Below are 24,551 nucleotides of genomic sequence, written 5' to 3'. Positions count from 1 at the left end.
ACCCTCGACATGCCCGTCGACATCATCGGCATGATCACCGCGACGCCCGGCGCGGAGGTCGACGTACCGGGCGGCGCCGCCGTCCAGCCCGACTACGTGCGCCGCTTCGCGCAGGCGCACGAGGCCGCCGGCTTCGACCAGATCCTGGTCGGCCACTTCAGCAACGCGGCGGACGGCTTCATCGTCGCGTCGTTCGCGGCCGCCGCGACCGAACGCATCCGCATCCTGCTTGCGCACCGGCCGGGCGTGATCGTGCCGTCGGCCGCCGCGCGGCAGATCGCGACGCTCGACGTGTTCAGCGGCGGCCGGCTCGCGCTGAACGTCGTGTCGGGCGGCGACGATGCCGATCTTCAGCGCGACGGCGATTTCGTGCCGCATGACGCGCGTTATCGCCGCACCGGCGAGTATCTCGACGTGCTGAAACGGATCTGGCAGGCCGATGCGCCGGTCGACCACGATGGCGCGTTCTACCGGTTGCGCGGCGCGTCGCCGCTCGTGAAGGGCGCGCAACGGCCGCATGTGCCGATCTATTTCGGCGGCTCGTCGCCGGCCGCGCTGGCGGTGGCGGGAGAGCATGCCGATGTCTACATGATGTGGGGCGAGCCGCTCGCGTCGGTGCGCGAGCAGATCGCGCGCGTGCGTGCGGCCGCCGCGCCGTTCGGGCGTGCGCCGCGCGTCAGCGTGTCGTTCCGGCCGATCGTCGCCGATACCGAGGCGGCCGCGTGGGAGAAGGCCGAGGCGATCCGCGAGCGCGTGCGCGCGGCGCGGCTCGCGAACGGCCAGCCGATCGACGGCCACGCGCCGCAAAACGCGGGCTCGCAACGGCTGATGGCCGCCGCCGCGCAGGGCGACGTGCTCGACGAGCGGCTGTGGATGGGCGTCGCGAACCTGACCGGCGCGCGCTGGAATTCGACCGCGCTGGTCGGCACGCCCGAGCAGGTCGCGCGTGCGCTCGGGGCGTATTACCGGCTCGGCGTTTCGACGTTCCTGATTCGCGGGTTCGATCCGCTCGACGATGCGCTCGATTACGGGCGTCACCTGATTCCGGCGATTCATGCGCAGGTCGCGGAGCTCGACCGGCATCACGCGGCGGTGCCTGCGTAGGCGCATCGCGTCGTTGCGACGCAGGAGGCTGCTTCGATTCGCCCCGGCATTCCCGTTGAGGGATGCCGGGGCGATGTCATTCGGGTGGTCGAGTATCGATAGCTTTCAGAACGACGGCAATCCCGGCGGATTGGTTTCCGCCCGCGCGATCGCCTCGCTCTGCAAACCCCAGCGCGCGAGCGCCTGTCCGTAGCGGCCGCTGCCGATCAGCGCGTTCGTCGCCAGCGTCAGCGCGGGCGCGAGCCCGCTGCCGCGCCGGGTCGCGATCGCCACGTCGGCGTTGGCCGGCCAGCCCGCATTGACGACGCCGACACGGCGGATCTTGCCGGTGCGCGCGGCCTCGTAAGCGAGCGACGCGTTCGGGTTCAGTTCGGCATCGGCGCGGCCCGACAGCAGCGCGACGCGCGACGCCGCATCGTCGTCGAAATATTGCAGCTCGGCCGGCTTCAGCCCCTGCGCCACGTTGCGCCTGTTCCACTCGAGGAGGATGCGCTCCTGGCTCGTCCCCGCGCCCGTGATGATGCGCAGGCCGGCGATGTCCTTCGGCTCGGCGATCCTCGCGATCGGGCTGCCGGTGCGCACGTAGAAGCCGTGCAGCCCGAGCCGGTAGGTCGTGAAATCGTATTTCTCCTTGCGCTTCTCGGTCACGCCGACGTTCGAGATCACCGCGTCGTACTTGCCGGACGTCAACCCGAGCGGCCAGTCGGCCCATGCGATCGGCACCAGCACGAGCGTGCGGCCGAGCGCGTCGGCGACGAGCTGCGCATAGTCGGGATCGGCGCCGACCACGGTGCGCGCGTCGGTCGCGTAGGTCGACACGGGCGGCGCGTGCGGTGAAATCGCGACCGTGAACGCGTCGTCGCGCACCCAGCGGTAGCCGGCTGCCGCGCGGATCGCCGCGTCGTCGCGTTCGGCACGCACGCGGCCCGCCTGGCGCGGGTCGAGGTCGGCCGTCGCGGTGGCCGCATGCGCCGCGCGCCACGGCAAGCCCGCTGCCGCGACCAGCGCGGCGGTCATGAACTGGCGTCGGTCGGTCATCGTGCGGCCCCTCGGGAGTCGGCAGCGGCGCGCATCACAGCACCCGCGACAGGAACGCGCGCGTGCGCGCATGCGTCGGCGCGTCGAGCACGACGGCCGGCGGCCCGGATTCGACGATGCGCCCGCGCTCCATGAACAGCACGTTGTCCGCGACTTCGCGCGCGAAGCCGATCTCGTGCGTGACGATCACGAGCGTCGTGCCCGAGCGCGCGAGTTCCTTGATCACGTCGAGCACCTCGTTCACGAGTTCCGGGTCGAGCGCGGAAGTCGGTTCGTCGAACAGCAGCACCTTCGGGCGCAACGCGAGTGCCCGCGCGATCGCGACGCGCTGCTGCTGGCCGCCGGAGAGCTGGCGCGGATACGCATCGGCCTTGTCCGCGAGACCGACGCGAGCGAGCAACGTGCGGGCAACGCGCTCGGCGGCGTCGCGCGTGACGCCGCCGACGGCGACCGGTGCCTCGATCAGGTTCTCGAGCACGGTCAGGTGCGGGAACAGGTTGAAGTTCTGGAACACCATCCCGACGGCGGTGCGCCGCGTCAGCACGTCGCGCTCCTTCAACTCGTAGAGCACGTCGCCGTCGCGGCGATAGCCGATCAGTTCGCCGTCGATGTCGATGAAGCCGTCGTCGACGCGTTCGAGATGGTTGATCGTGCGCAGCAGCGTCGACTTGCCCGAGCCCGACGGCCCGACGATCACGGTCACGCTGCCGCGCGGCGCGACGAACGAGACGTTGTCGAGCACACGCTGCATGCCGAACTGTTTCGATACGCCATGCACGGCCACTTCGCCGCCGGCGCGTGGTGCGACGGCCGCCGTATCGGCATCGCCTTCGACGCGCACGAGCGAATCATCGCGGCGGGACCTGACACGCCGCCACAGCGCGCCGAGGCGCGCGAGCGCGAACGTGACGACGGATGGCGGCGGGTTGCGCAGCGCGCCGCGCGCATAGTGACGCTCGACCTGCACCTGGATCGCCGACAGCACGGTCAGGATGATCAGGTACCAGACGGTCGCGACCATCAGCAGCGGAATCACCTCGAGATTGCGGCGATAGATCACCTGCACCGTATAGAACAGCTCCGGCATCGCGAGCACGTAGACCATCGACGTGCCTTTCGCGAGCGAGATCAGGTCGTTGAACGCGGTCGGCAGGATCGCGCGCATCGCCTGCGGCAGCACGATCCGCGTGGTCTGGCGGCCGCGCGGCAGCCCGAGCGCGGCCGCCGCTTCGAGCTGCCCCTGGTCGACCGCGAGAATGCCGCCGCGAATCACTTCCGCGGAAAACGCCGCGTGGTTCAGCGTGAGGCCGAGCACGGCCGCGAGGAACGGGCTGATCAGGTCGGTGGTCGGCGTGTCGAACCACACGATGCTGGTGAACGGCACGCCGAGCCGCACATGCTCGTACAGGTAGCCGAGGTTGTTCAGGATCAGCAGCAGCACGATCAGCGGAATCGAGCGGAACAGCCACACGAAGGCCCACGCGCTCGCCGACAGCAGCCGCGAACGCGACAGCCGGGCCAGCGCGACGAACGCCCCGAGCACGAAGCCGAACACCGCGCCGAGCAGCGTCAGCACCAGCGTGCGCGCGAGCCCCGACAGCACCGGCGGCGACAGGAACCATTCGGCGAACACCGGCCAGCCCCATTGCGGGTTGCCGAGTATCGAATGCAGGACGATCGCGATCAGCGCGACGGCGAGCACGGTGCCGGCCGTGCGCGACCGGTGGCGCGCGGGCACGATCCGGAAACGCGTGCCGGCGTCGCGCGCGCCGGGGGAAGAGAGCGGCGGCAGCGCGCCGCCGAGGTGGGTCGTGTCGCTCATGTCGGTGGAAATCCTCGAATCGGTCGGGCGGACGCGCCGCGCACGCGCACGGGCGGCGCGGCGGCGGGTGTCAGGCGTGCGCTTCGGCCGCCGTTTCGGGCGACGCGTCAGGCACCGCGTGACGGCTTGCCTTGCGCGGCAGGCCGAGGTGGTCGCGCAGCGTCGCGCCGGGCAGGTCGCGGCTGTAGCGGCCGCGCGCCTCGAGCACCGGGATCACGAGTTCGACGAAATCGTCGACGCCTTGCGCCTGCACCGCAAAGCCGAGGATGAAGCCGTCGCCGGCGCCCGCGTCGTGCCAGCGGATCAGCTCGTCGGCGACATGCTCGGCCGTGCCGATGAAGTTCGGGCGCGGGGTGGCGACTGCGAGCGCCGTCTCGCGCAGCGACAGGCCTTTCTGCTTCGCGTCGGCCTTGATCCGGTCGGTGGTCGAGCGGAAGCTGTTGCGGCCGAGCTCGCCGAGCTCCGGGAACGGCGCGTCGAGCGCGTACTGCGTGAAATCGTGGTGATCGAAATAGCGGCCCAGATAGGCGAGCGCCTCGTCGATCGTCAGCAGGTCGCGGATCGCCTGGTATTTGTCCTCGGCCTCGGCGGCCGTGCGGCCGACGATCGGCCCGATGCCGGGGAAGACCTTCACGTCGCTGCCTTGCCGGCCGTGCTCGATCGCGCTCTGCTTGACGCGCCGCGTGAACGCGGCCGTCTCGTCGAGCGACGGCGAATGCGTGAACACGGCGTCCGCATACTTTCCGGCGAGCCCGATGCCGGTGTCGGAGGAGCCGGCCTGGAAGATCACCGGCTGCCCCTGCGGGGACCGCTGGATGTTCAGCGGGCCCGCGACCTGGAAGAAGCGGCCGTGGTGATTGAGCGTGTGGAGCTTGTCGCGATCGAAGAAGCGGCCGGTCGCGCGGTCGCGCACGAATGCGTCGTCGTCCCAGCTGTCCCACAGGCCCTGCACGACGTCGAGGTATTCGTCGGCGATCTCGTAGCGCAACTCATGATCGGGATGCGCCTTGCCGAAGTTCTTCGCGGTGCCCTCGAGCGGCGTCGTCACGACGTTCCAGCCCGCGCGCCCGCCGCTGATCGCATCGAGCGACGCCAGCTGGCGGGCGACCGTGAACGGCTCGCTGTACGACGTCGAGATCGTGCCCGCGAGCCCGATCTTCTTCGTCGCGACCGCGAGCGCCGACAGCACGGTCAGCGGCTCGAAGCGGTTCAGGAAGTGCGGGATCGACTTCTCGTTGATGTAGAGGCCGTCCGCGACGAACGCGAAGGCGATGCCGGCGGCTTCCGCCTTGCGGGCGATGCCGATCGCGAAATCGAGGTTGATGCTCGCGTCCGGCGGGTTGCTCGGGTGCCGCCATGCGTTCATGTGGCTGCCTGCGCCTTGCAGCATCAGGCCGAAAGGGATCGATCGTCGGGTCGTCATGGGAGCGTCACGCGTTCTGGTCAGGGGAAAGGGAGCGGTCGGCCGCGAGGGCCGCCTGCAACGGCGTGGCCGACAGCGCGCCGCCGAGCCATTCGGCCGATGCGAGCCGCGCCGCGTAGTCGGTCACCGGCGAATCGATCACGAACGCGTCGACGTCGAGCCGCCGGCTCAGCGCATCGAGCGCGTGGTGCACGCGATCGGGGGTATCGGCCAGCACCGTCGGGCGCAGCTCGTCGATGCGATAGTCGGACGCGCCGCTCTGCCGCGCGAATTCGGCGGCCGCCTGCGCACTGGGGAGGTTGAAGCTCTGCCCGCCCGCGAGTTGCAGCTTGAAGATCTTCAGCGGCCCGATCAGCTGCTCGGCCTCGTCGCGCGTCGGCGCGGCCACCGCGTACAGCGCGACCAGCGGCCGTGTGCCGCCCGCGCTGCGGTACGCGTCGAGCGAGCGTTCGATGTTCGCGTCGTCGCCGTTGAAATGCCCCGCGTAGCAGAAGCGCCAGCCGCTGCGCGCGGCGAGCGTGCCGCTGTCCGGCGAGCCGCCGAGCAGGATGCGTTCGGGCGCGTGCGGCGGCACGGGCAGCGCGACCGCGCCGGCGAGCGGGTGATCCTCTGCCACGCCCCAGCCGAGAAACGCGTCGAGTTCCGCGAGCTGGCCCGCGAAGTCCGGCTTGCGCGCCTTGTCGTGGAACCACTGCAGCGCGCGCGTGGTCAGCGGCAACCCGCCGGGCGCCTTGCCGACGCCGAGGTCGACGCGGCCCGGCGCGAGCGCAGCCAGTACCTTGAACGTCTCGGCGACCTTGAACGGGCTGTAGTGCTGCAGCATCACGCCGCCCGAGCCGACGCGGATGCGTGACGTATGCGCGAGCAGGTGCGCGACGACGATCTCCGGCGCGGAGCTCGCGAAAGCCTGCGTGCCATGATGCTCGGCGACCCAGAAGCGCTCGTAGCCGAGCTGTTCGGCGCGCTGCGCGAGCGTCGTGGTGAAGCGCAACGCGTCGGCGGCGTTCGCGCCGTCGGCGATCGGACTCTTGTCCAGCAACGAAAGCGAATAAGACATGGTGGGCGGCGTTCCTGCTTGAGCGTGAAGTAAGCGTGACGGGACGGGACGAAGGGCGGGCGTGGCGCTCAGCTCTTCGGCAGCCCGGGCGGATTCGTGCGCGACTGGTCGATCGCTTCGGACGCGAGGTTCCAGCGGTCGAGCACCTGCTGGTAGCGGCCGTTCCTGATCAACCCGTTCAGCGCGACGGTCAGCGGATCGGCGAGCCCGCTGCCGCGGCGCGTCGCGATCGCGATGTCGGCCGTGCGCGGCCAGCCGCCGCTGATTGCGCCGACGAGCCGCGTCTTGCCTTGCTGCGCGCTCTGGTACGCGAGCACCGAGTTCACGCTGAACACGGCATCGGCACGGCCCGACTGCACGGCGACGATGCGCATCGCCTGGTCGTCGTAGTACTGGATCTGCACGGGTTTCAGCCCGTGCGCGACGTTCTCGCGATCCCACGCGAGCAGGATCTTTTCCTGGTTGGTGCCGGCATCGGTCACGACACGCAGCCCCGCGACGTCCTTCGGCTCGCGGATCGCCTGGATCTTGCTGTCGTTGCGCACGTAGAAGCCGACCTGGTCCTTGCGGTAGGTCGAGAAATCGAACTTCTGCTTGCGCTCCTCGGTGACGGTGACGTTCGAGATCACCGCGTCGACTTTTCCGGATTCGAGCGCGAGCGGCCAGTCGGCCCACGCGAGCGCGACGATCTTCAGCTTGCGGCCGAGGCTGTCGGACACGAGCTGGCCGACGTCGGCGTCGAAGCCGATCACCGTGCGCGCATCGGTTGCATACGAACTGATCGGCGGCAGGCTCGGTGCGATGCCGATCGTCAGCGTGCCGGGTTCGGCGAACTTGAACGACGCGGGCACCGCGCGCTCGACTGCCGCATCGGCCACGCCGCGCGGGCGCCCGCGCTGTTCGGGGCTCAAGTCGAACGTGGCGGCGGCCGCGGCCGCGGCGAACGCGGTCAGGCCAATCAATGCGGTGGCCAGCGTGCGCGCGGCACGGGAAGAAAACGGTACGGCTCGTTGCATGAAAGCGTCCTGTGGTGGCAAGCGGTAATCGGAGGAAGGCGGGGGCGCGGCGGCGGTCAGCGCGGCAGCGCCGGTTCGGGCGCGGGCGCCCACAGGTCGGCCAGCGTCGACGTGCGCGACGGATCGGCGAGATCCTTGCCGAACCGCAGGTGGTAATGCACCTCGGGGGCGATCGACGAATCGAACAGCCGCGTATAGCCGGTGCGGTCGTACAGCGCCCATGCCTCGGGCTGGCGAAAACCGGTGGTCAGGTAGATGCGACGATAGCCCTGCTGCGCGGCGCGCAGTTCGAGTGCCTCCACGATGATGCGTGCGAGGCCCTGACGGCGCAGGTCCGCGCGGGTCCAGATGCGTTTGAGCTCGGCGGTCTGCGCGTCGTAGCGCTTGAACGCGCCGCCGCCGATCGTCTCGCCGTCGCGCAGCAGCAGCACGAATGCGCCTTCGGGCGGCGCGAACAGTTCGGCCGGGTAGCGCGCGAGCTCCTCGCGTGCGGACGCGTGGCTGTCGGGGCGATACGCGTTGTAACGGGTCGAATACTCGTCGATCAGTGCGTCGATCAGCGGTTGCGCGCGGACGTCGAGCGGCGTCGTGTCGATGATGCGATCGGTCGTGGCCATGGGCATCGCGAAGGGCGCGCGATGCGGACGTTCCTGGCGGGGTGCGGGCACGCGGCCCGTCCGGTCTGTTCCGTTATCGCGACGCGGTTGTCGTGATGGCGGCGGCCGGTGCGTGTCCTGCGGGGATGCAGGTGGCGGGCCGCCGCCGTTTTGAACACGTTAGCGGCGCGGCCGGCAAAGGCGAACGAAGCAATTTCGATAAGGATTTCGCGGCGGACGTCAGAAGGCTCGCAGCGGGAGTGGGGTGGCGACGACGCGGTGCATGCGCGTGCATCGAAGCCGATGCACGCGCGTGCGCGATGCCGACATGCGAGTGCTTATGCCGCCCGGACTTCGGCGAGCAGATCGGGGTGACGATCGAGGATCTTCAGCAGTTTCACGAGGGCAAGCGGCGGATTCGTCTTGCCTGTTTCGTAACGGGAGAACGCGTTGACGCCGCCGCCGAAAAGCTCGGCCGCCTCGCGCTGGTCGAGCCTCAGCTTCTTGCGTACCTTCGCGATGTAATTCGGGTCGACGATGGTGGCGTTCACCTGCTTGTTGAACTCGCTGATCGCTTCGCCGAGACGGGTCGCTTCGTCGAGATCCAGTACCGATTCCCCGCAGGCCGGGCAGAACTCGCCGGTGATGGCGCGGACGACAGTCGACCGGCCCTTGTAGGTATAAGGGATGTCGCGCGTGTCGTGGACCAGCTTCGCGGCACCGCATGCAGGACATTTCATTTCATCGCTCCTTGAAAGACACGATCAGCACATCGTCGATCACCGTCAGTTTCAGGTACACGTCGCCACGCACCGTCAACGGCCGGTAGACGTCCTGCCAGATCGTGTGGTCGGCGTACGTCGTCATGCTCTTGTGGAAGTCGAGGTCGGTCAGCGACATCACGACATCGAGCGCCTCCCGTTCCGTGAAACCGAGTTGCCGCGCGCCGAGTACCGCGCTCGCGGTCAACCGGACCTGGCCGGATTCGACCAGCGCCTTGACGAGGGACAGCTTGCAATGAGGCCTTCTCTTTTCCATTGGCGATCATAACCAAGTAAGTTAATTTGTCAAGTTGGTTAATGGCGAGCGGATGCCGTCCGCCATGACTGGCAGACCGCATGGAAAGGAGATGGATCCGGTTTTAGGCCGTCTGGCCGATGCTCGGCGGGGCCGACAACTCCGCGAGCTGGAACAGGCAATCGCCGCGCTGCACCTGCGCGGGCACGCGCTTGCACACCACTTCGCCGTCGCCCTTGAAGCGGTGCAGCACCGGCTCGCGCAGCGGCGTATCGGGGAAGTGCACCCACGCGGCCGGCTGCCCGGCCTTCACCTGGTCGCCGAGTTCGACGAGCGGCTCGTACAGCCCGCGCTCGTACGCGTAGACGAAGTGGCGATCGCCGTCGACACGCATGAAGCGCGTGACGGTGGGCGGCGCGTCGGGCACGAGCGCACCGTGCAGCAGGCCGATGTAACCGAGGTAGTGCAGCAGCCCGTGGCGACCGAGCCGGATCAGCGACGGGTCGGCCATGCCGGCACCGCCGAGTTCGGTCACGATCGAGATCGCGCCCTGGCGGCGCGCGGCCGAGGCCGAGTGCACGGGATTCGGCGCGTGCAGCAGCGCGTTCTGCAACCCGAACGCGACCAGCAGCCCGTTGAGCTTCGCGGCTTCGTCGGCGTCGAGCGGGTCGATCGCGAGCATGTTGCCGCCCTGGTACAGCAGCGAGCTGCCGCCCGAGTGCAGGTCGACCAGATACTGCGAGCGCGCCAGCAGGACATGCTCGATGTAGTGGGCGATCATCTGCGTCGGCGTGCCGGCCGGGTCGCCGGGGAAGCTGCGGTTCAGGTTGCCCTGGTCGAGCGGCGACACGCGCAGGCCCGCGTCCGCCGCCGGGAAATTCGCCATCGGCAGCAGGATCAGCTGCCCGCTGACCATCCCGGGATCGATCTCGCGCATCAGTTGCGACACGATGATCTGGCCTTCGTACTCGTCGCCGTGGTTGCCGGCCATCACGAGCGCGACCGGGCCGTCGCCGTTGCGAATCGACGCGATCGGGATCGGCAGCCAGCCATACGCCGAGCGGTGTACGGAATGCGGCAGCCGCAGGTAGCCCGCGTGCTTGCCTTGTGCGTCGAGATCGATTTCGCAGTGGATGGGATTGCGGTGTGAGGAGGAGGCGGTCATGGCGGCATCGTTCGATGAACGGAATCTGCCATCTTATCGGGAAACGACCGCCGCGCGCCGCGCCGGGCGCGAGCGACGGCGAACGCCATCAGCCGGCAAGCGCATGGAGGCATCAGGGCGAGTTGCAAAGCCGATGCGCGGAACCCGGTGCGATGTTGCAGCGGTGAACGCCTGCCGGCCTCATTCGGGCCCGGCGTTTCGCGCCGGCCCTTGTCACGACGGGGCCGGCGTGCCAGGCCGGCTCACCGGCCCGATGTTTCAGCTTCGAGACGTCCTTCTTCCCACAGTGCCCAGAAACGGCTGCCGGCACGATACGGATTCGCGCGGCGCGCGGCGTGATCGGCGACGCCCTGGCGAAAAGCGCCGTACAGCGTCAGCGGCGGATTGTCGACGCATCGGGCTTCGCGTGCGGCCGGCATGCGGCGTTCGGAAACGAGCCGGCGGATCAGCGATGCGCCGTCGATCACATCCAGTTCGTCGATGGTTTCGCTGCGGCTGAGGACTTCGACGGTATTCATGTTGGGTCTCCCTGACCACCTGTTTCCCTGACAGGGAGCAATAAGAGTGCCAGGTTCGAAAAGCCCCGCACTGCATCGATCGTGCAGGCTTCTGCAGCCAACGTGACGGGCCGTGGGCGCCGATGTTACGGGACACGTCACGTGACACGCGCGCGCGCGACGCCACGTGTGGTCACGCAAAGCGTTTCGGAATTGATTCGTCGGGAGGCGTTGACGCGGGAGAAAGAGGGCTGCGCAGCCGGGTCAGCTCGCGGTGGCCGGCGTGACCCGGCTGCTGCCGCTCGAATAGAAGCGGTAGATGCCCTTGCCGGCCGATTTCGCGTCGTACAGCGCGCTGTCGGCCTGCCGGATCAGTTCGTCGGGGGAGCCATGCCCGTCGTCGAGTGCGATGCCGATGCTGATCCCCAGGATCACGGTCTCGCCGATCGACAGCGTGTACGGCGCCGAGATCTGCCGGATGATGCGCGCGGCGAGGAGCGAGCACGCGTGCATCGTCGCGCCGTCGATCGCGACGACGAATTCGTCGCCGCCGATGCGCGCGGCCAGCTCGCCGGGCGGCAGCGTCTTGCCGAGTCGCTCGGCAACCTGCGTCAGCACGTCGTCGCCGGCCTGGTGGCCGAACCGGTCGTTGATCGCCTTGAAGCCGTCGAGGTCGAGATACATCACGGCGAGCCCGGACTCCGGCGTGCGTGGCCGGCTCGCGAGCATCCGCTTGAGTTCCGCATGCAGTTCGTGGCGGTTCGGCAACCCCGTCAGCGCATCGTGCCGCGCGAGATGCCGGATGTGCTGTTCGGTCTGGCGGCGCGCGGTGACGTCCTCGACGATGATCACCGCGTTGCCGTCCGGCACGAGATGGCGCGTCAGTTCGAGCTGGCGGCCGTCGGCGAGCACCAGGTCGAGCGGTGCGGGTTCGTCGCAGGCCAGCCAGATCTCGCACTGCGCGGCGAGACGGGCGCCGCCGGGATCGATCGCGTCGTTCGCGCCGAGCGCCGCGACGACGTCGGGCAGCGGCGTATCGAGCATGATCTGGCGCGGCGAGCCGAACAGTTGCGCGGTGCGCCGGTTCGCGACGATCACGCGGCGCTCGCCGTCGATCATGCACAGGCCGTGCGGCATGTAGGTCAGCGCGGCGTCGAAGCGCGCGACGAGTTCGGCGTTGCGCTGGCGCGCGGCAATCAGCGCGACGAGCACGCGATAGTGACGCTGGACGACGGTGCGCATCGCGACGAGGTAGATCGCGAGCGGCGGCAGCAGCAGCCACGCCCCCGGTCGCTGGGCCAGCAACGCGCCGATGCCGATCGGCAGCACGCCGACCGTGACCTGCGTCATCGCGAGCCGGGGCAGCGCCGAATTGCGCGACGCGATCCCGCCGAACACGCCGCCCGCGACCATCACCGACAGCGTGCCGAGCTCGACGTCGACGGCCTGCACGCAGCCCATCACGCCGAGGCCGAGCACGAAGCACGCGACGAGCGACACGGGCGCATAGCGCATCGCCCAGTATTCGGCGCGGTCGTCGCCGCCGTCGCGCTGAACCGTGTACGCACGCACGATCGAGAGCCGCGCGATAAGCAGGCCGACGTCGACGATCAGCCACGCGAGGCACCAGAGCTGCTGCAGCCGGATCAGCGCGACGGCCGCGACGAAGCCGCTCGCGAGCCCTGAGAGCGCCATCGGTCGGACGTCCTCGAACAGGGTAACGAGCATCGACGGGCGCAGCGCGGCCGTCACACGGTGGTTGCCGGAGGGGGGAGTGGCGAGAACGGAGTGCAGGAGAGATGCCCTGACTGCCATGGTTTTTGACCTCGACACGATGTCGCTCGATATCGCGATGGCTGGCGGCACCCGCACGGCACGTGGCGGAAGCCCGGCCAGGCCGGATGCGCACGACATTACCATGAAAAACGGGCGGCGCGGGTTGCCCGGATCGCCCGGCGGACCCGCTTGCCGCGTCGGCCACCAGTCGTCAACCACGCCCACGAAAGTCTTGCGCATTCGCCGGCGCCGGGGCAGCATCGTTGCGAACCGAACAAGGCTCGGCGATCGACAGGAGACAGGCACGTATCCGCCGGGCGCGATCGACACGAACGAAACCGCCGCAAGCGGGCAGGCGATGCGACCTGATGACCTGATTGCCACCCGCGACCGGCTGTCGCAGCCCGGCTGAATACCGTTATAAGAAATTCAATAAGTATTTCATGCGGGAAATACTATAGGCGATATATCAAAAACAATGCCAGAATGCGCGCCGCTCCGAACGTCGCGACATCCGATCGCCGTCCGAGCCGTATCAGGAGGTTCCCCCCAATGAAAAACCACGGCCTGTCACGGCGGGGTTTTCTGAAAGCCAGCGTGCTGGCGGGCGTCGCAGTGTATGTCGCGCCCCTGGGCAGCCGCGCGTTCGCGGCGCTCTTCGAAGAAAAACTCCTCACCCCCGTCAAATGGGATAGCGTCACCGGCATCCCCCAATTCCGCATCGACGGCATCGCGAAGGTCACGGGCTCGAAAGTGTTCGCCCGTGACGTGCGCGCAGCCGACATGCCGCACTGGCCGCAGCAGCAGTCTCATGCGCTGATCCTGCGTGTCACGCAGGCCGACCGCACGTACGAAGGCTTCGACCTTTCGCTGCTCGGCGACGAGCTGAAACCGGACCGCGTGGTCACGGCCGACGATCTCGTGCGCGACGGCGTCGCGTTCCCGGCGTTCTACGGCGACGACATGCTGCTGCCCGCCGGCAAGACGCCCGCGTATCTCGGCCATGCGGTCGCGATCCTCATCTATCACGACTTCGCGCGCTTCCGCTTCGCGAAGAACGCGCTCAAGTTCCGCGACGACGTGATCCGCTACGGCGCGGTCACGGGCCCGCTCGAGCGCGATCCGTGGGGCACCTTCCGCTACGTGCGCGTGGGCGGCAAGACCGCCTACGACGACGATGTCTATTCGAGCCTGAAGGACGCGCCGATCTTCCCGAGCATGATGCGCAAGCACCTGCCGGTCTGGCCGGACGGCAAGGAGCACGGCAAGCTCGACGAGCAGGGCATGTTCCTCGCCGGGCAGATCGCCAGCGAGCTCGACCATCCGTCGGCCGACTGGCTCGTGTTCGACCGCGAATACAGCACGCAGTCGGTCGATACGGCCGCGCTCGAACCCGACAACGCGAACTGCTGGTACGACGCCGCGACGCAGTCGCTGCACCTCGTCGTGCCGACCCAGTCGCCGCTCGAAGTGGCGGAGAACGCGGCCGCGATGGTCGCGAAGTGCCGCTTCCCGGTGAAGAAGCTGTTCGTGCATCCGTGCTACACGGTCGGCTACGGCTCGAAGGATCACTTCAACGTGCCGTTCTACGGCCTCGTCTGCGCGCTGTACGCGGACGGCCGCCCGGTGCGTTTCGCGAACGATCGCTACGAACAGTTCCAGACGTCGCTGAAGCGTCACGCGTTCAAGATGCATTACCGGATCGCCGTGGACCGCAACACGGGCCTGCTGCAGTCGTTCAAGGGCGACTTCGAGGCGAACGGCGGCGGGCGCTCGAACTTCTCGCCGTCGGTCGCGATGGTCGGCGCGACGGCCGCGCAATCGATCTACTACTTCCCGAAGAGCGACCTCGCGGCCGTGGCGATTGCATCGCGCGCGATCGATGCCGGTTCCGCGCGCGGCTACGGCACGCTGCAGAGCATGGCGGCGACCGAGATGGCGGTCGACGAGATCGCCGCGCAGCTGAACATCGACCCGATCGATTTCCGCCTGCGCAACGCGCTGCGTTCGGGGATGAAGAACACGCAAGGGGCGATTCCCGCCGGCGCGCTGCGCGTCGACGAGGTGCTCGAGCGCTCGAAGCAGCATCCGCTGTGGACGCGCCGCGCCGCGCGCAAGGCCGAATACGAGGCTGCACACCCGGGCAAGCGCTACGGCGTCGGTTTCGCGTGCGTGCAGAAGGACTTCGGCACGGGCGCGGAAGCGTCGTTCGCGAAGGTCGAATTCGACGAGAACGGCAAGGTGTCGCTGCGCCACACGGCTGCCGAGATCGGCACCGGGATGTCGACGTCGCAGGCCGTGGCCGTCGTGAAGTGGCTCGGCCGTCCGGCGACGGACGTGCAGGTCGCCGTGACCGAATGGCCGGACCTGCCGGTCGAGACCAGCGGCGATCCGTACATCATGTCGCAGGCCGACCAGGATCGCCTGAGCGCGAACCCGCGCTGGTCGCCGAGCTATGCGTCGCCGTCGAGCGCGACGAACTCCGCGTACTACTTCACGCACAGCACGCGCGAAGCCGCGCGCGCGGTGTTCCGCTACGGCCTGTGGCCGGCGGCGATGTCGATCTGGACGCGCGGCCTCGGCGGCGGCCAGGCCGCGCCGTACACGATCCGCATCGAGGACGCGCGCTGGGTCGACGGCAAGCTGACCGCCGACGGTCTCGAGCCGCTGTCGTTCGAACAGCTCGCGAAGCAGGCGCATGCGCTCGGCCTGCCGACCGGCGCCGTCGTGCACGTGTTCAACCGCTGGCAGTGGACCGACGCCGAGTTCGAAGTGGGCGGCGTGGTCGATCGTTTGCCGATCGACGGGCTGTCGCTGCGCGTCGGCGCACCGAAGACGGGCGACAACGGCCCGGTGCCCGGCACCGCCGCGCCAGCCGGCGCGACCGCGATGCGCGGCACGCTGGCGCCGACCGCGAACGGCTACCGCGTGCTGGACCGCAAGCGCGTGTTCATCCCGCCGACGAGCCGCAACAACGCGGCCGTCACGTACTACACGGCGGTCGGCACGCTGGTCGAGCTGGCCGTGCATGAAGCGACCGGCAAGGTCGAGCTGCTCACGCATCACTCGATCATGGAATGCGGCAACCAGATTTCGCCGCAGCTCGTGTCGGGCCAGTTGCAGGGCGGTCTCGCGATGGGTATCGGCCACGCGTTGCACGAATACCTGCCGCTGTATGAAGACGGCCCCGGCAACGGCACGTGGAACTTCAACCGTTACCAGCTGCCGCGCGCATCCGACGTCGCCGTCTGGACGCAGACGGGCGACGTGCTGCCGCCGCTGTCCGAGACCGATCCGCCGAAGGGCGTCGCCGAAGTGGTGATGATCCCCGTCGTCGGCGCGATCGTGAACGGCATCGCGCACGCGATCGGCCATCGTTTCACCGACCTGCCGGTGACCCCGCAAAAGATTCAGGAGGTGCTCGCATGACGACCGCCCAAACCGCGGCTTCGGCCGCGAGCGCCAGCGCCGCTGCGACCGGCGCTTCCGCACCGGCCCAGGCTTCGGCTGCACCGGCCTCGGCCTCGGCCCCGGCTGTGCCTGCACCGGCCTCGGCCTCGGCCCCGGCTGTGCCGGCACCGGCCTCGGCCTCGGCCCCGGCTGTGCCGGCACCGGCCTCGGCACCGGCCGCCGTCGAGCGTCCGCTCGTCCGGTTCCAGTCGAAACCGCTGTCGATCAACATCAACGGCAAGTCCGTCGGCCCGATGCAGGTGCCGGAAGGGCTGATGATGATCGAGTTCCTGCACGAATACGCGGGCCTCACCGGGTCGCGGCTCGGCTGCGGGCAGGGCATCTGCCACGCGTGCGTCGTGATCGTCGACAAGCCGGACGGCACGAGCGAGGAAATGCGCACCTGCATCACCGGCGCGCATTTCTTCCACGGCCGCACGATCCGCACGATCGAAGGCCACGCGAAGCGCAACGAAGCGGGCGAAGTGGTCGAGCTGTCGCCGATCCAGCAGAAGTTCCTCGAGCACTTCAGCTTCCAGTGCGGCTATTGCACGCCGGGTTTCGTCAACGCGGCGACCGTGCTGATCGAACGCCTGAAGCGCGAGCCGGTTGCGAAGGCCGACGTCGAGCGCACGATCACCGAGGCGCTCGATGCGCACCTCTGCCGCTGCACGGGCTATGTCCGCTACTACGAAGCCGTCAAGGACGTGGTGCTGACGACGCCGGGACTCGTGAAGGACGCCGCATGAAACGCACATTCGCTCATCGTGTCGCGCGGGCTGCGGGCCTCCCCGTGCTCGCGGCGGCTTGCGCGCTGCTGCTCGCCGCTTGCGGCGGCCACGACGCACCGGCCTCGAACGCCGCTTCCGGCGCGCCCGGTGCCGACCCGGTCGCGCGCGGCCGTTATCTCGTCAAGGCCGCCGACTGCGCCGCGTGCCACACCGCGAAGGACGGCGCGCCGTTCGCCGGCGGCGCGCCCCTCGAATCGCCGTTCGGCACGTTCTACGGCTCGAACATCACGCCGGACAAGGATCACGGGATCGGCAGCTGGAGCGCGGACGATTTCTACGCCGCGCTGCATGACGGCAAGGCGCCGGGCAAGCGCCTGTATCCGTCGATGCCGTACACGTCGTACCGGCAGCTCACGCGTGCCGATTCCGACGCGATGTACGCGTACCTGAAAACCGTCAGGCCGGTCGCGCAGGAAAACCGCGAGCACGAGCTGAAGTTCCCGTACAACCTGCGTTTCGGGATGGTCTTCTGGGACATGGTGTTCCTGAAGGACAGCCTGCCCGATGCCTCGGCCGGCCAGTCCGCCGACTGGCAGCGCGGCCGCTACCTGGCGGGTGCGCTCGGCCACTGCGCGGAATGCCACACGCCGCGCGCGTTCACGGGCCAGCTCGACAGCGCGAAGCCGTTCGCGGGCGCGGCGCTCGGCCGCGTGGCCGCGCCCGACATCACGCCGGCCGGCCTTGCCGCGCGCGGCTGGACGGGCGCCGACCTGCAGACGTTCTTCGGCGTCGGCATCGCGCCGCAAGGCTCGGCATTCGGCGAGATGTACCCGGTCGTGCACCTGAGCACGCAGTACATGACGAAGGACGACCTGCGTGCGCTGTCCGTGTACCTGCTGGGCGATACGCCGCCCGCGCCGCAACCGGTGAAGCCGGTGTCGGCCGACGCCGCGCAACTCGCGGCCGGCCGCTCGGTGTATCTCGCGGTCTGCGCGGGGTGTCACGGCTTCAACGGCGAAGGCAAGCCGCACGTGGCGGTGCCGATGAACGGCAATTCGACGGTGCGCCAGGGCGACCCGCGCAACCTGCTGGTCGCGATGCTCGACGGCATCGGCGAGCAGAAGTTCGCCGGGTTCGAGAACCTGCAGCCGATGCCCGGTTTCGCGCACACGCTGAGCGACGACGAACTCGCGCAGCTCGCGAACTACCTGCGTGCGACGTGGGGCGGCCAGCCCGCGAGCGTCACGCCGGCCGACGTGAAGGCCATGCGTTAAGTCGTGCCGCCGGGCGGGGCGTCGCGCGCGATTCAGCCGGTTTCCGGTGCTCGTGCGCGACGCGTCGCCCGACTGCTCGCGGCGGTTCTTCAGTAGCCGCTGCCTCCTCCGCCACCGCCCGCACCTCCCGCGCCACTGCCGCCGTACCGGCTCATGCCCGGCCCTTGCGGCGCGCCGCCGCCCGACGTACATCCTGCCGACAGCACGAGCACCAGCGCCGCGATCAGCGCCGCGGCCAAGGTTGCAGATCTCATTTTCACCTCCTTGCAACGCGCAGGCCGCGGGAAAGGCCGGTTCGCGTGAACCGTGCGTCTGCGCGCTGAAGAAACGTTTCGGGCGGGCTGTTTATTCCATGCGTTTTGCGGATCGTCGAATGCGAGGGGGCGGATCGGCGTCGTCGCACGGCGTGTTGATACACTGCGGCACGCCGCCATTCCGGTTCCGACCACGAAAAACATGAGTGCCACCGCTGAACGTCCGTCGTCGCGTCCGTTCCGTCCCGCCGTGCTCGGCTGCTTGTCGTTTGCGGTCGGCGGCCCGCTGGTCGCATCGCTCGTCTGGCCGGCCGTGATGCTGGTCGGGTGGTCGTTGATCGACGGCCCGTCGTGGGAGGCACTGAAAGTCGGTGCCGGCATGGTTCCGCTGATCTTCTTCGCGTCGTTCCTGTTCGGCTACTTCCTGCCGGCGGCCGTGACCGGCGGCATCATGGGCGCAATCGGCACGCGGCTCCGGCGGCGCTGGTTCGTGCTGCTGGGGATGGTCGTCGGCGCCGGTGCGATGATCGGTTTCGTCGAACTCGAGGGTTACCTGATGAAAATCGACCAGTTCAGCGACATCGACGCGATCGCCACGCTCGATGCGATCGTGACGTCGGCCGTGATGTCGCACTGGCTGCATCGCCGGCTCGATCGCCGGCGTTGAGCGCGAAGCGTTGCGCGATCGGCCGCCTTCACGTCGATCGCGTGCAGGCGGCGGGCAGGGGCGGCACCGCGCGGCCGCTTGCGCGACCAGCGGGCTGCCATGCTGTTCCTGAAGCGAATGCCGCCGTCACGGCGGCCCGGGATCAACGATAGACGAGATCCGCGCGGCGGTTCTGTGCCCACGCATCCTCGTCGTGGCCGAGCGCGACCGGCTTTTCCTTGCCGAGGCTGACTGCCTCGAGTTGCGTGGCTTGCACACCGAGCGTTTCGAGCGCGCTCGTCACGGCCTGCGAACGGCGTTGGCCGAGCGCGAGGTTGTATTCGGACGTGCCGCGTTCGTCGGTGTTGCCCTGGATCAGCACGTGCCGCGCCGGATGGCTGCGCAGGTAGTCGGCGTGTGCCTGCAGCAGCGACTGGTATTCGGGCTTGACGGAGTACTGGTCGAAATCGAAGTAGATGCTGCGCTTCGCGAGCGGGCTGTTCGGATTGTTGAGCTCGTCGGCCGTCACCGTTGCGACGGCTTCGCTCGAGGGCGCGGGCTCCATGCCGGCATTCTCGGGTGTCTTGGCCGCATGGTGGCAACCGGCCAGCAGTACGACGGTTGTCAGGACCGCAAATCGGTTCGTTTTGCTCATCGTTCGTCTCCAGCGGTTGACTGCATTGAACGCGTGGGGCGATCGACACGCCCGTATCCGGCCGAACGGCGCGAAAGATCCGGCACCTACGACGTGAATCATGTTCGTAAGCCGGTGGTGCGCCATATGAAAGAGTGTTGCGGCCGGAACGCCAAATCTCGGCGTCGCTGCAAACAGATTAGGAAAAATGTCACAGCGTGACCAGTTTCTCCGCATTTTTTTGCGTCGACGCCACAGACCGGGCGGCATTCGTGCCGTCACGCGGCGCGATGCCACTGCGCAAAGGCCGCGCACGGGCACGGCCCTTGCGGCTCGGGGCATGCGATCGAGCCGTGCCGAAACGCATGCGTTGCGCGGACGGCGTGGCGACGCCGTGCTTCGTCTTCAGAACTTGTGCCGCAGCCCCAGTGCAACGACGACCTGGTTGCTGTTCGCCGACGGCGTCAGCGTCCAGACGGTCGCGTTGAACGCGGGGTTGCCGTTGCCGCCGCTCACGCTCTGGTAGACGCCCTCGAGATACGCATCCGTGCGCTTCGACAGCGCATAGTCGGCTTGCGCGACGACCTGGTTCCATTTGGGCCGCGTCTGGCCGGTGCGCGTGTCGAAGCGGCCCATCGTGTACGTGTACGCGGCCGAGAGGCTCAACGCACGCGTGACGGCGAAGCGCCCGTCGACCGAGAAATTGTCGAACACCAGCGATTCTCCCTTCAACGGCGCGATGCCGCTGCCCTGGAGCACGCCCGTCACGCCGTCGGTGGTCGAGTGCGACCACGCGGCGCCGACCGAATGCGGCCCAAACGCATAACGGCCCGCCGCGGCCCAGATCTGCTGGTTGCCGCCCGTGATCGTCGCCGAGCCGTCGACCGTGCTGAGTGCACCGTTCGGGTTCGGCGCATTGCGGTCGCGGCTGATCTTCAGGTAACCGGCGCCGAGCTTCAGCGGCCCGTTCGCGTACGACACGCCCGCGCTCCACGCCGCGTTGTTGGCGAACTGGCCGGCCGTGTTCGAGAACCCGTACATCGCGCCGAACCTCAGCCCGCGATACGTCGGGCTCGTGTACTTCACCGCCTGGTTGATGCGGAGGTTGCGATTCGAATCGTCGTTGTCGTACGGATGAACCGCGAGATTGCCGCCCCAGCCGGGGCCGGACGCGCCGAGCGGCGTGACGAAATCGAGGATCAGGTCGTACTGGCGGCCGAACGTAAGTTCGCCGGCCGTCTTCGAGCTGACGCCGACCCATGCCTGGCGGCCGAACATGTCGACGCCTTTCTGCGACAGCGCGCCAGTGGTGCCCGAGAAACCATTCTCGAGCCCGAAGATCGCGGCCATCCCGCCGCCAAGATCCTCGCGGCCGCGCAACCCCCAGCGCGACGCGTTCAGGGCGCCGCTCGTCATCGCGACGGTGCCGCTGCCCGGCGAGCCGGCGCCGTGCGTGCGCTGGTTGGTCGCGTAGGTGATCGACGTGTCGATCAGGCCGTACAGCGTCACGCTGCTCTGCGCGTGTGCGCCGTCCGACGCGAAGGCGGTCAGGCAGGTGGCAATGGCGGTCCCCGCGAGTCGAGTGCTGGCGTGTTTGTTCATCTTGTAGGAATGCAAAGGAGTTTTTTATCGTTTTACCGGCGCGGTGGCCGGCGGATCGAGCGGCCATTATTGGAGATCGCGCGCCGGTCGATTAAGGCGTTGCACAGGAAAGGTCCTCTGCGAAATCGCGTGGAATCGCGGCGGACGAAGGCGGAGAGGGGCGGTTCGGCGGGAAACCCGTCGCCGGGTTTGCGATGGGCTCAAGGGCTCAAGGGCGAGGTCAGGTGATTCAGTTGACCATCGCGTGATCGTCCGTCGAGCGATGGCCGATGGGGAGCCTAGCGGCGGGCAACCGGCAGCGCGGCTTCGATGCCACCGCCGCGATACGCGGCACGAACGGCGATCGCCCTGGCTTCGAGTGCTTCCGGCGAGAGCCAGGGCCGCAAGCGGACCGCGACGCGCGGCAACGCGGCAAGCTGATCGCGCAGGCGCACGATCGACCGGCAGCCACGGAATGCCGACGACCCGGCGTCGGGGCCGGACGCGGCTTCCGCAAGCTCGGCCGCCCACTCGACGCCGCGGTGGCGCCTGACTTCGTCGAGGTGCGGCAGATGGCGCGCATCGCCCGATAACGCGATCAACAGCGCGGCCCAGTGCGCGCCGCGCCATCCCATGTTCATGTCGTCCGTGAGGTCGGCGAGCAGCGTGTCGTCCAGCACGCACAGGCTTTGCTGGCACAGGTAGTGGAAGTCGAGCGGCTGGTAGCGGACCTGCGGATAGTCGCGCAGCACATGGCCGAGTTCGGCGCCGGTCTCGACAGCAGCGGCCAGGAACCGTTCGGCCGGCGCCGGGCGGTTCAGCAGCAGCGTCGGCACGCTCCGGTAGAGCCGGTAGATGTCGTCGGGGTGATAGTGCATCGCGAAGGTCGGGGTGATCGAACGGCGCGCGCGGCGCGCCGTTCGGGTTGTCTGCTGACCGCCGGACAGCAGCGCCGTATGACGCCGCTGCATTTCATCGGGCTCGACCGCTTCGATCGTGGGCGCGATCGGGCAATCGTAACCGAACGGGTCGTGAATCGTGTCGGCGCGCTCACGTCGGGTTGTCTACGATTCCCCCGCGGGGCGAAAGCGATCGCGGTATGCGCCGGGGCTGAGGCCGACCTTGTCCTTGAACAGTCGGCAGAACGAGCTGGTATCGCTGTATCCCACCTGGGCCGTAATCCGCTCGAGGCTGAGATCGCCGGCCTCCAGCAAGCCGCGCGCGGCTTCGATGCGCAGGTTCTGCAAATACCGCAACGGCGGCTGATTCAGCGCCGCGCGGAACCGGCGGATGATCGTGCGCTCGCTCACGCCGAGCTCATGCGCCATCTCCGACATCTTCACGTCCTTCGTCATGTTCTTCTGCAGCCAATACTGCGCGCGGTGAACCAGCGAGTCGGCGTGTTCCTTGTCTGCCAGCAACGGGAGATACGGCAATTGCTTCGTCTGGCTGACGTCGATCAGCATCGTCTTCGCGCACTGCGCGGCGATGGCCGCCCCGCAGAAGCGCTCGATGACATGGATGGTCTGCAGCAGGTAGGACGCCGATGCCCCGGCACAGATCAGGCGGTCGGCTTCGGTGACGACGGGTTCCAGCTGAAGGTCGACGCGGGGAAACCGGCTGCGGAACTGATCGGCCAGCCACCATGTGGTCGTCGCGGGCCGTTCGTCCAGGAGGCCGGTTCTGGCCAGGACGAACGTGCCGGTGCAGTTCGCCGCAAGGTAGGCCCCCGCGTTCCATTGCGAAACCAGCCAGTCGCATGCGGCCGACTGTCGTGCCAGCAACCGGTCGAAGGCCTTGCCGCTCGCGTAATGCGCACTGGGAATGAAAACCAGGTCGAACTTCTCGCGCGGCCGGATCGGCTCCGTGTTCAGTTGCAAGCCGTTGCTCGCCATGACCGGCTTCCCCGTCGGAGAAACGAACCGCCATTCGAACTGCGCATTGCCATCGCCCCTTTGTCGTCGCCAGTGCGCGTTCGCGATCTGCAGGATGTCGGCGAACCCGCCCAGGCTGGACGCGTAGCAATCGTCATACGCAAGAATGGCGGCGCGAGGCATGAGGTGTCGGATATCGCATTCGATGTGTCAGTTTCGCCAATGTACGGCAGTTCGGCCCGAGAGGAAACTGGTCGTGTCAACCTGACGCCAGTTGGCGGGCAGCGACAGGATCGCCATGCGGCCGGCAGCGCGGGGGACGCAGTATCGTGTGCCGTCCGGGCCACGAGAAGGCCAATGTGGCCGCCCCCGGGTAGCGGCAGGCGCCTCCGTTGCCCGGCAGCGTGGATTTCCGTCGGCTTCGCACCGCCGATTCAGCCGCGCGGTGACGCGCGTCGGGGCCGCAGCGTGCCCTGCATGCGAAGGCGCTTTCGTCTCAACCTGAACCGCAAACATCATGAAAACCAGGATCACCGAACTCTTCGGCATCGACTATCCGATCATCCAGGGCGGCATGCACCATGTCGGGTACGCGGAGCTGGCCGCAGCAGTCTCCAACGCCGGCGGACTCGGCATCATCACCGGCCTGACCCAGCGATCGCCGGCCGATCTGGCCGCTGAAATCCGGCGTTGCCGCGAAATGACCGACAAGCCGTTCGGCGTGAACCTCACGTTCCTGCCGACCGTCACGTCCCCCGACTATCCCGGCTATATCCGGGCCATCGTCGAAGGCGGGGTCAAGGTCGTCGAAACGGCCGGCAACAACCCGCAGCCCTACCTGGCCGCGCTCAAGGAAGCGCACATCAAGGTGATCCACAAGTGCACGTCGATTCGCCACGCGCTGAAGGCCGAGTCCATCGGCTGCGATGCGGTCAGCGTGGACGGATTCGAATGCGGCGGCCATCCGGGCGAGGACGACATTCCGAACTTCATTCTGCTGCCACGCGCCGCCGAAGAACTCAGGATTCCGTTCGTGGCCTCCGGCGGCATGGCTGACGGCCGGTCGCTGGTTGCGGCACTTTCGCTCGGCGCGGACGGCGTCAACATGGGAACGCGCTTCGTCGCCACCCGCGAGGCACCGGTGCACGAGAACGTGAAGCAGGCGCTGGTCGCGGCCTCCGAGCTGGATACGCGCCTGGTCATGCGCCCGTTGCGCAATACCGAGCGCGTGCTGCGCAATGCCGCGGTCGATCGCATTCTCGAAAAGGAAAGCAGGCTCGGCGCCGGCATCCGGTTCGACGATATCGCCGAAGAAGTCGCCGGCGTGTATCCGCGCATCATGAAGGAGGGCGCGCTCGACGCGGGCGCGTGGTCGTGCGGCTTGGTCGTCGGCCTGATCCGCGATATCCCGACCGTGAAGGAACTCGTCGAGCGCATCGTGAGCGAGGCGACGGAGATCATCCGCAGCCGCCTGGCACGTATCGCGGTTTGATCCGGATTGGCGACGCGGGATGCCGCCGGCCGTCGCCGACGAATCGTCGCCGGCGCGATGCCGGCGAGGATTCGTGCGGGATGTGGTCGACGAGGGCCAACCGG

General features: G+C 68.3%; 23 protein-coding genes. 7 read left to right on the top strand and 16 right to left on the bottom strand.

The features are described from left to right. Positions 1–9: 9 nt before the first annotated feature. Complete coding sequence (locus tag DPV79_RS22350; protein ID WP_113046488.1) at positions 10–1,104, top strand: LLM class flavin-dependent oxidoreductase; 1,095 nt, start codon at positions 10–12, stop codon at positions 1,102–1,104. A gap of 105 nt (positions 1,105–1,209) precedes the next feature. Here the strand turns inward: DPV79_RS22350 and DPV79_RS22345 are convergent, their stop codons facing one another. The 11 genes from DPV79_RS22345 to DPV79_RS22295 form a co-directional block, all read right to left on the bottom strand. After that, complete coding sequence (locus DPV79_RS22345; protein ID WP_113046487.1) at positions 1,210–2,142, bottom strand: ABC transporter substrate-binding protein; 933 nt, start codon at positions 2,140–2,142, stop codon at positions 1,210–1,212. A gap of 34 nt (positions 2,143–2,176) precedes the next feature. Next, positions 2,177–3,964 carry an amino acid ABC transporter permease/ATP-binding protein gene (locus DPV79_RS22340; protein WP_113046486.1) on the bottom strand — a complete coding sequence of 596 codons (1,788 nt, stop codon included), beginning with the start codon at positions 3,962–3,964 and terminating at the stop codon, positions 2,177–2,179. A gap of 70 nt (positions 3,965–4,034) precedes the next feature. Then, complete coding sequence (locus DPV79_RS22335; protein ID WP_113046485.1) at positions 4,035–5,387, bottom strand: LLM class flavin-dependent oxidoreductase; 1,353 nt, start codon at positions 5,385–5,387, stop codon at positions 4,035–4,037. A 7-nt stretch (positions 5,388–5,394) separates the two neighbouring features. Next, positions 5,395–6,444 carry an LLM class flavin-dependent oxidoreductase gene (locus tag DPV79_RS22330; RefSeq protein ID WP_113046484.1) on the bottom strand — a complete coding sequence of 350 codons (1,050 nt, stop codon included), beginning with the start codon at positions 6,442–6,444 and terminating at the stop codon, positions 5,395–5,397. Positions 6,445–6,512: 68 nt separating this feature from the next. Next, a complete protein-coding gene (locus DPV79_RS22325) occupies positions 6,513–7,460 on the bottom strand; it encodes an ABC transporter substrate-binding protein (RefSeq protein WP_021158756.1) in 948 nt (315 codons plus the stop codon). A gap of 56 nt (positions 7,461–7,516) precedes the next feature. After that, entirely contained in the window at positions 7,517–8,077 is a 561-nt protein-coding gene (locus tag DPV79_RS22320; RefSeq protein WP_060125629.1) for a GNAT family N-acetyltransferase, read from the bottom strand. A 317-nt stretch (positions 8,078–8,394) separates the two neighbouring features. Next, positions 8,395–8,796: a type II toxin-antitoxin system MqsA family antitoxin gene (locus DPV79_RS22315; protein ID WP_059861535.1), complete on the bottom strand. Its 402-nt coding sequence runs from the start codon at positions 8,794–8,796 to the stop codon at positions 8,395–8,397. Position 8,797: 1 nt separating this feature from the next. Beyond that, complete coding sequence (locus DPV79_RS22310; RefSeq protein WP_021158759.1) at positions 8,798–9,094, bottom strand: type II toxin-antitoxin system MqsR family toxin; 297 nt, start codon at positions 9,092–9,094, stop codon at positions 8,798–8,800. A gap of 103 nt (positions 9,095–9,197) precedes the next feature. Continuing rightward, positions 9,198–10,238: a succinylglutamate desuccinylase/aspartoacylase family protein gene (locus DPV79_RS22305; RefSeq protein ID WP_059683597.1), complete on the bottom strand. Its 1,041-nt coding sequence runs from the start codon at positions 10,236–10,238 to the stop codon at positions 9,198–9,200. Between the two features lie 242 nt (positions 10,239–10,480). Beyond that, complete coding sequence (locus tag DPV79_RS22300; RefSeq protein ID WP_021158762.1) at positions 10,481–10,756, bottom strand: hypothetical protein; 276 nt, start codon at positions 10,754–10,756, stop codon at positions 10,481–10,483. Positions 10,757–10,999: 243 nt separating this feature from the next. Then, positions 11,000–12,550 (bottom strand): sensor domain-containing diguanylate cyclase, encoded by a 1,551-nt coding sequence (locus DPV79_RS22295; RefSeq protein WP_113046483.1) that lies wholly within the window; start codon positions 12,548–12,550, stop codon positions 11,000–11,002. Here DPV79_RS22295 and DPV79_RS42200 point away from each other — a divergent pair. The 4 genes from DPV79_RS42200 (at position 12,549) to DPV79_RS22280 (ending at position 17,966) form a co-directional block, all read left to right on the top strand. Beyond that, positions 12,549–12,923 (top strand): hypothetical protein, encoded by a 375-nt coding sequence (locus DPV79_RS42200; protein WP_133295703.1) that lies wholly within the window; start codon positions 12,549–12,551, stop codon positions 12,921–12,923. The two genes, DPV79_RS22295 and DPV79_RS42200, sit on opposite strands and share 2 nt — an antisense overlap. Before the next feature lie 140 nt (positions 12,924–13,063). Then, on the top strand, positions 13,064–15,940 hold the full coding sequence (locus DPV79_RS22290) for a xanthine dehydrogenase family protein molybdopterin-binding subunit (protein WP_113046482.1): 2,877 nt from the start codon (positions 13,064–13,066) through the stop codon (positions 15,938–15,940). Next, entirely contained in the window at positions 15,937–16,710 is a 774-nt protein-coding gene (locus DPV79_RS22285; protein WP_113046481.1) for a (2Fe-2S)-binding protein, read from the top strand. The genes DPV79_RS22290 and DPV79_RS22285 overlap by 4 nt, the downstream gene beginning before the upstream one ends. Further along, a complete protein-coding gene (locus DPV79_RS22280) occupies positions 16,707–17,966 on the top strand; it encodes a cytochrome c (protein WP_113046480.1) in 1,260 nt (419 codons plus the stop codon). Before DPV79_RS22285 ends, DPV79_RS22280 begins: the two co-directional genes overlap by 4 nt. Positions 17,967–18,055: 89 nt before the next feature. Here the strand turns inward: DPV79_RS22280 and DPV79_RS42735 are convergent, their stop codons facing one another. Continuing rightward, complete coding sequence (locus tag DPV79_RS42735) at positions 18,056–18,220, bottom strand: hypothetical protein (protein ID WP_165580347.1); 165 nt, start codon at positions 18,218–18,220, stop codon at positions 18,056–18,058. 202 nt (positions 18,221–18,422) lie between these two features. Between DPV79_RS42735 and DPV79_RS22275 the strand changes: the two genes are divergently transcribed. Beyond that, a complete protein-coding gene (locus DPV79_RS22275) occupies positions 18,423–18,887 on the top strand; it encodes a hypothetical protein (RefSeq protein ID WP_113046479.1) in 465 nt (154 codons plus the stop codon). Positions 18,888–19,029: 142 nt separating this feature from the next. On the opposite strand, the gene pal is transcribed toward DPV79_RS22275, so the two are convergent. From pal to DPV79_RS22245, 4 genes are all read right to left on the bottom strand, one after another. Further along, positions 19,030–19,521, bottom strand: coding sequence for a peptidoglycan-associated lipoprotein Pal (gene pal / locus DPV79_RS22270; RefSeq protein ID WP_059683585.1), 492 nt, complete (start codon positions 19,519–19,521; stop codon positions 19,030–19,032). 384 nt (positions 19,522–19,905) lie between these two features. After that, positions 19,906–21,102, bottom strand: a complete 1,197-nt coding sequence (locus DPV79_RS22260) for a porin (protein ID WP_059683583.1) — start codon at positions 21,100–21,102, stop codon at positions 19,906–19,908. Between the two features lie 278 nt (positions 21,103–21,380). Beyond that, positions 21,381–22,052, bottom strand: a complete 672-nt coding sequence (locus DPV79_RS22255; RefSeq protein ID WP_244321797.1) for a hypothetical protein — start codon at positions 22,050–22,052, stop codon at positions 21,381–21,383. A gap of 93 nt (positions 22,053–22,145) precedes the next feature. After that, positions 22,146–23,138, bottom strand: a complete 993-nt coding sequence (locus tag DPV79_RS22245; protein ID WP_048024642.1) for a GlxA family transcriptional regulator — start codon at positions 23,136–23,138, stop codon at positions 22,146–22,148. Positions 23,139–23,472: 334 nt separating this feature from the next. Here DPV79_RS22245 and DPV79_RS22240 point away from each other — a divergent pair, with 334 nt between their 5' ends. Further along, positions 23,473–24,447 carry an NAD(P)H-dependent flavin oxidoreductase gene (locus DPV79_RS22240; protein WP_059484897.1) on the top strand — a complete coding sequence of 325 codons (975 nt, stop codon included), beginning with the start codon at positions 23,473–23,475 and terminating at the stop codon, positions 24,445–24,447. The last annotated feature ends 104 nt before the right edge of the window (positions 24,448–24,551 follow it).

This window comes from Burkholderia reimsis (assembly GCF_003294055.1).
Lineage (GTDB): Bacteria > Pseudomonadota > Gammaproteobacteria > Burkholderiales > Burkholderiaceae > Burkholderia > Burkholderia cepacia.
This window is presented reverse-complemented; position numbering and strand designations above follow the sequence as displayed.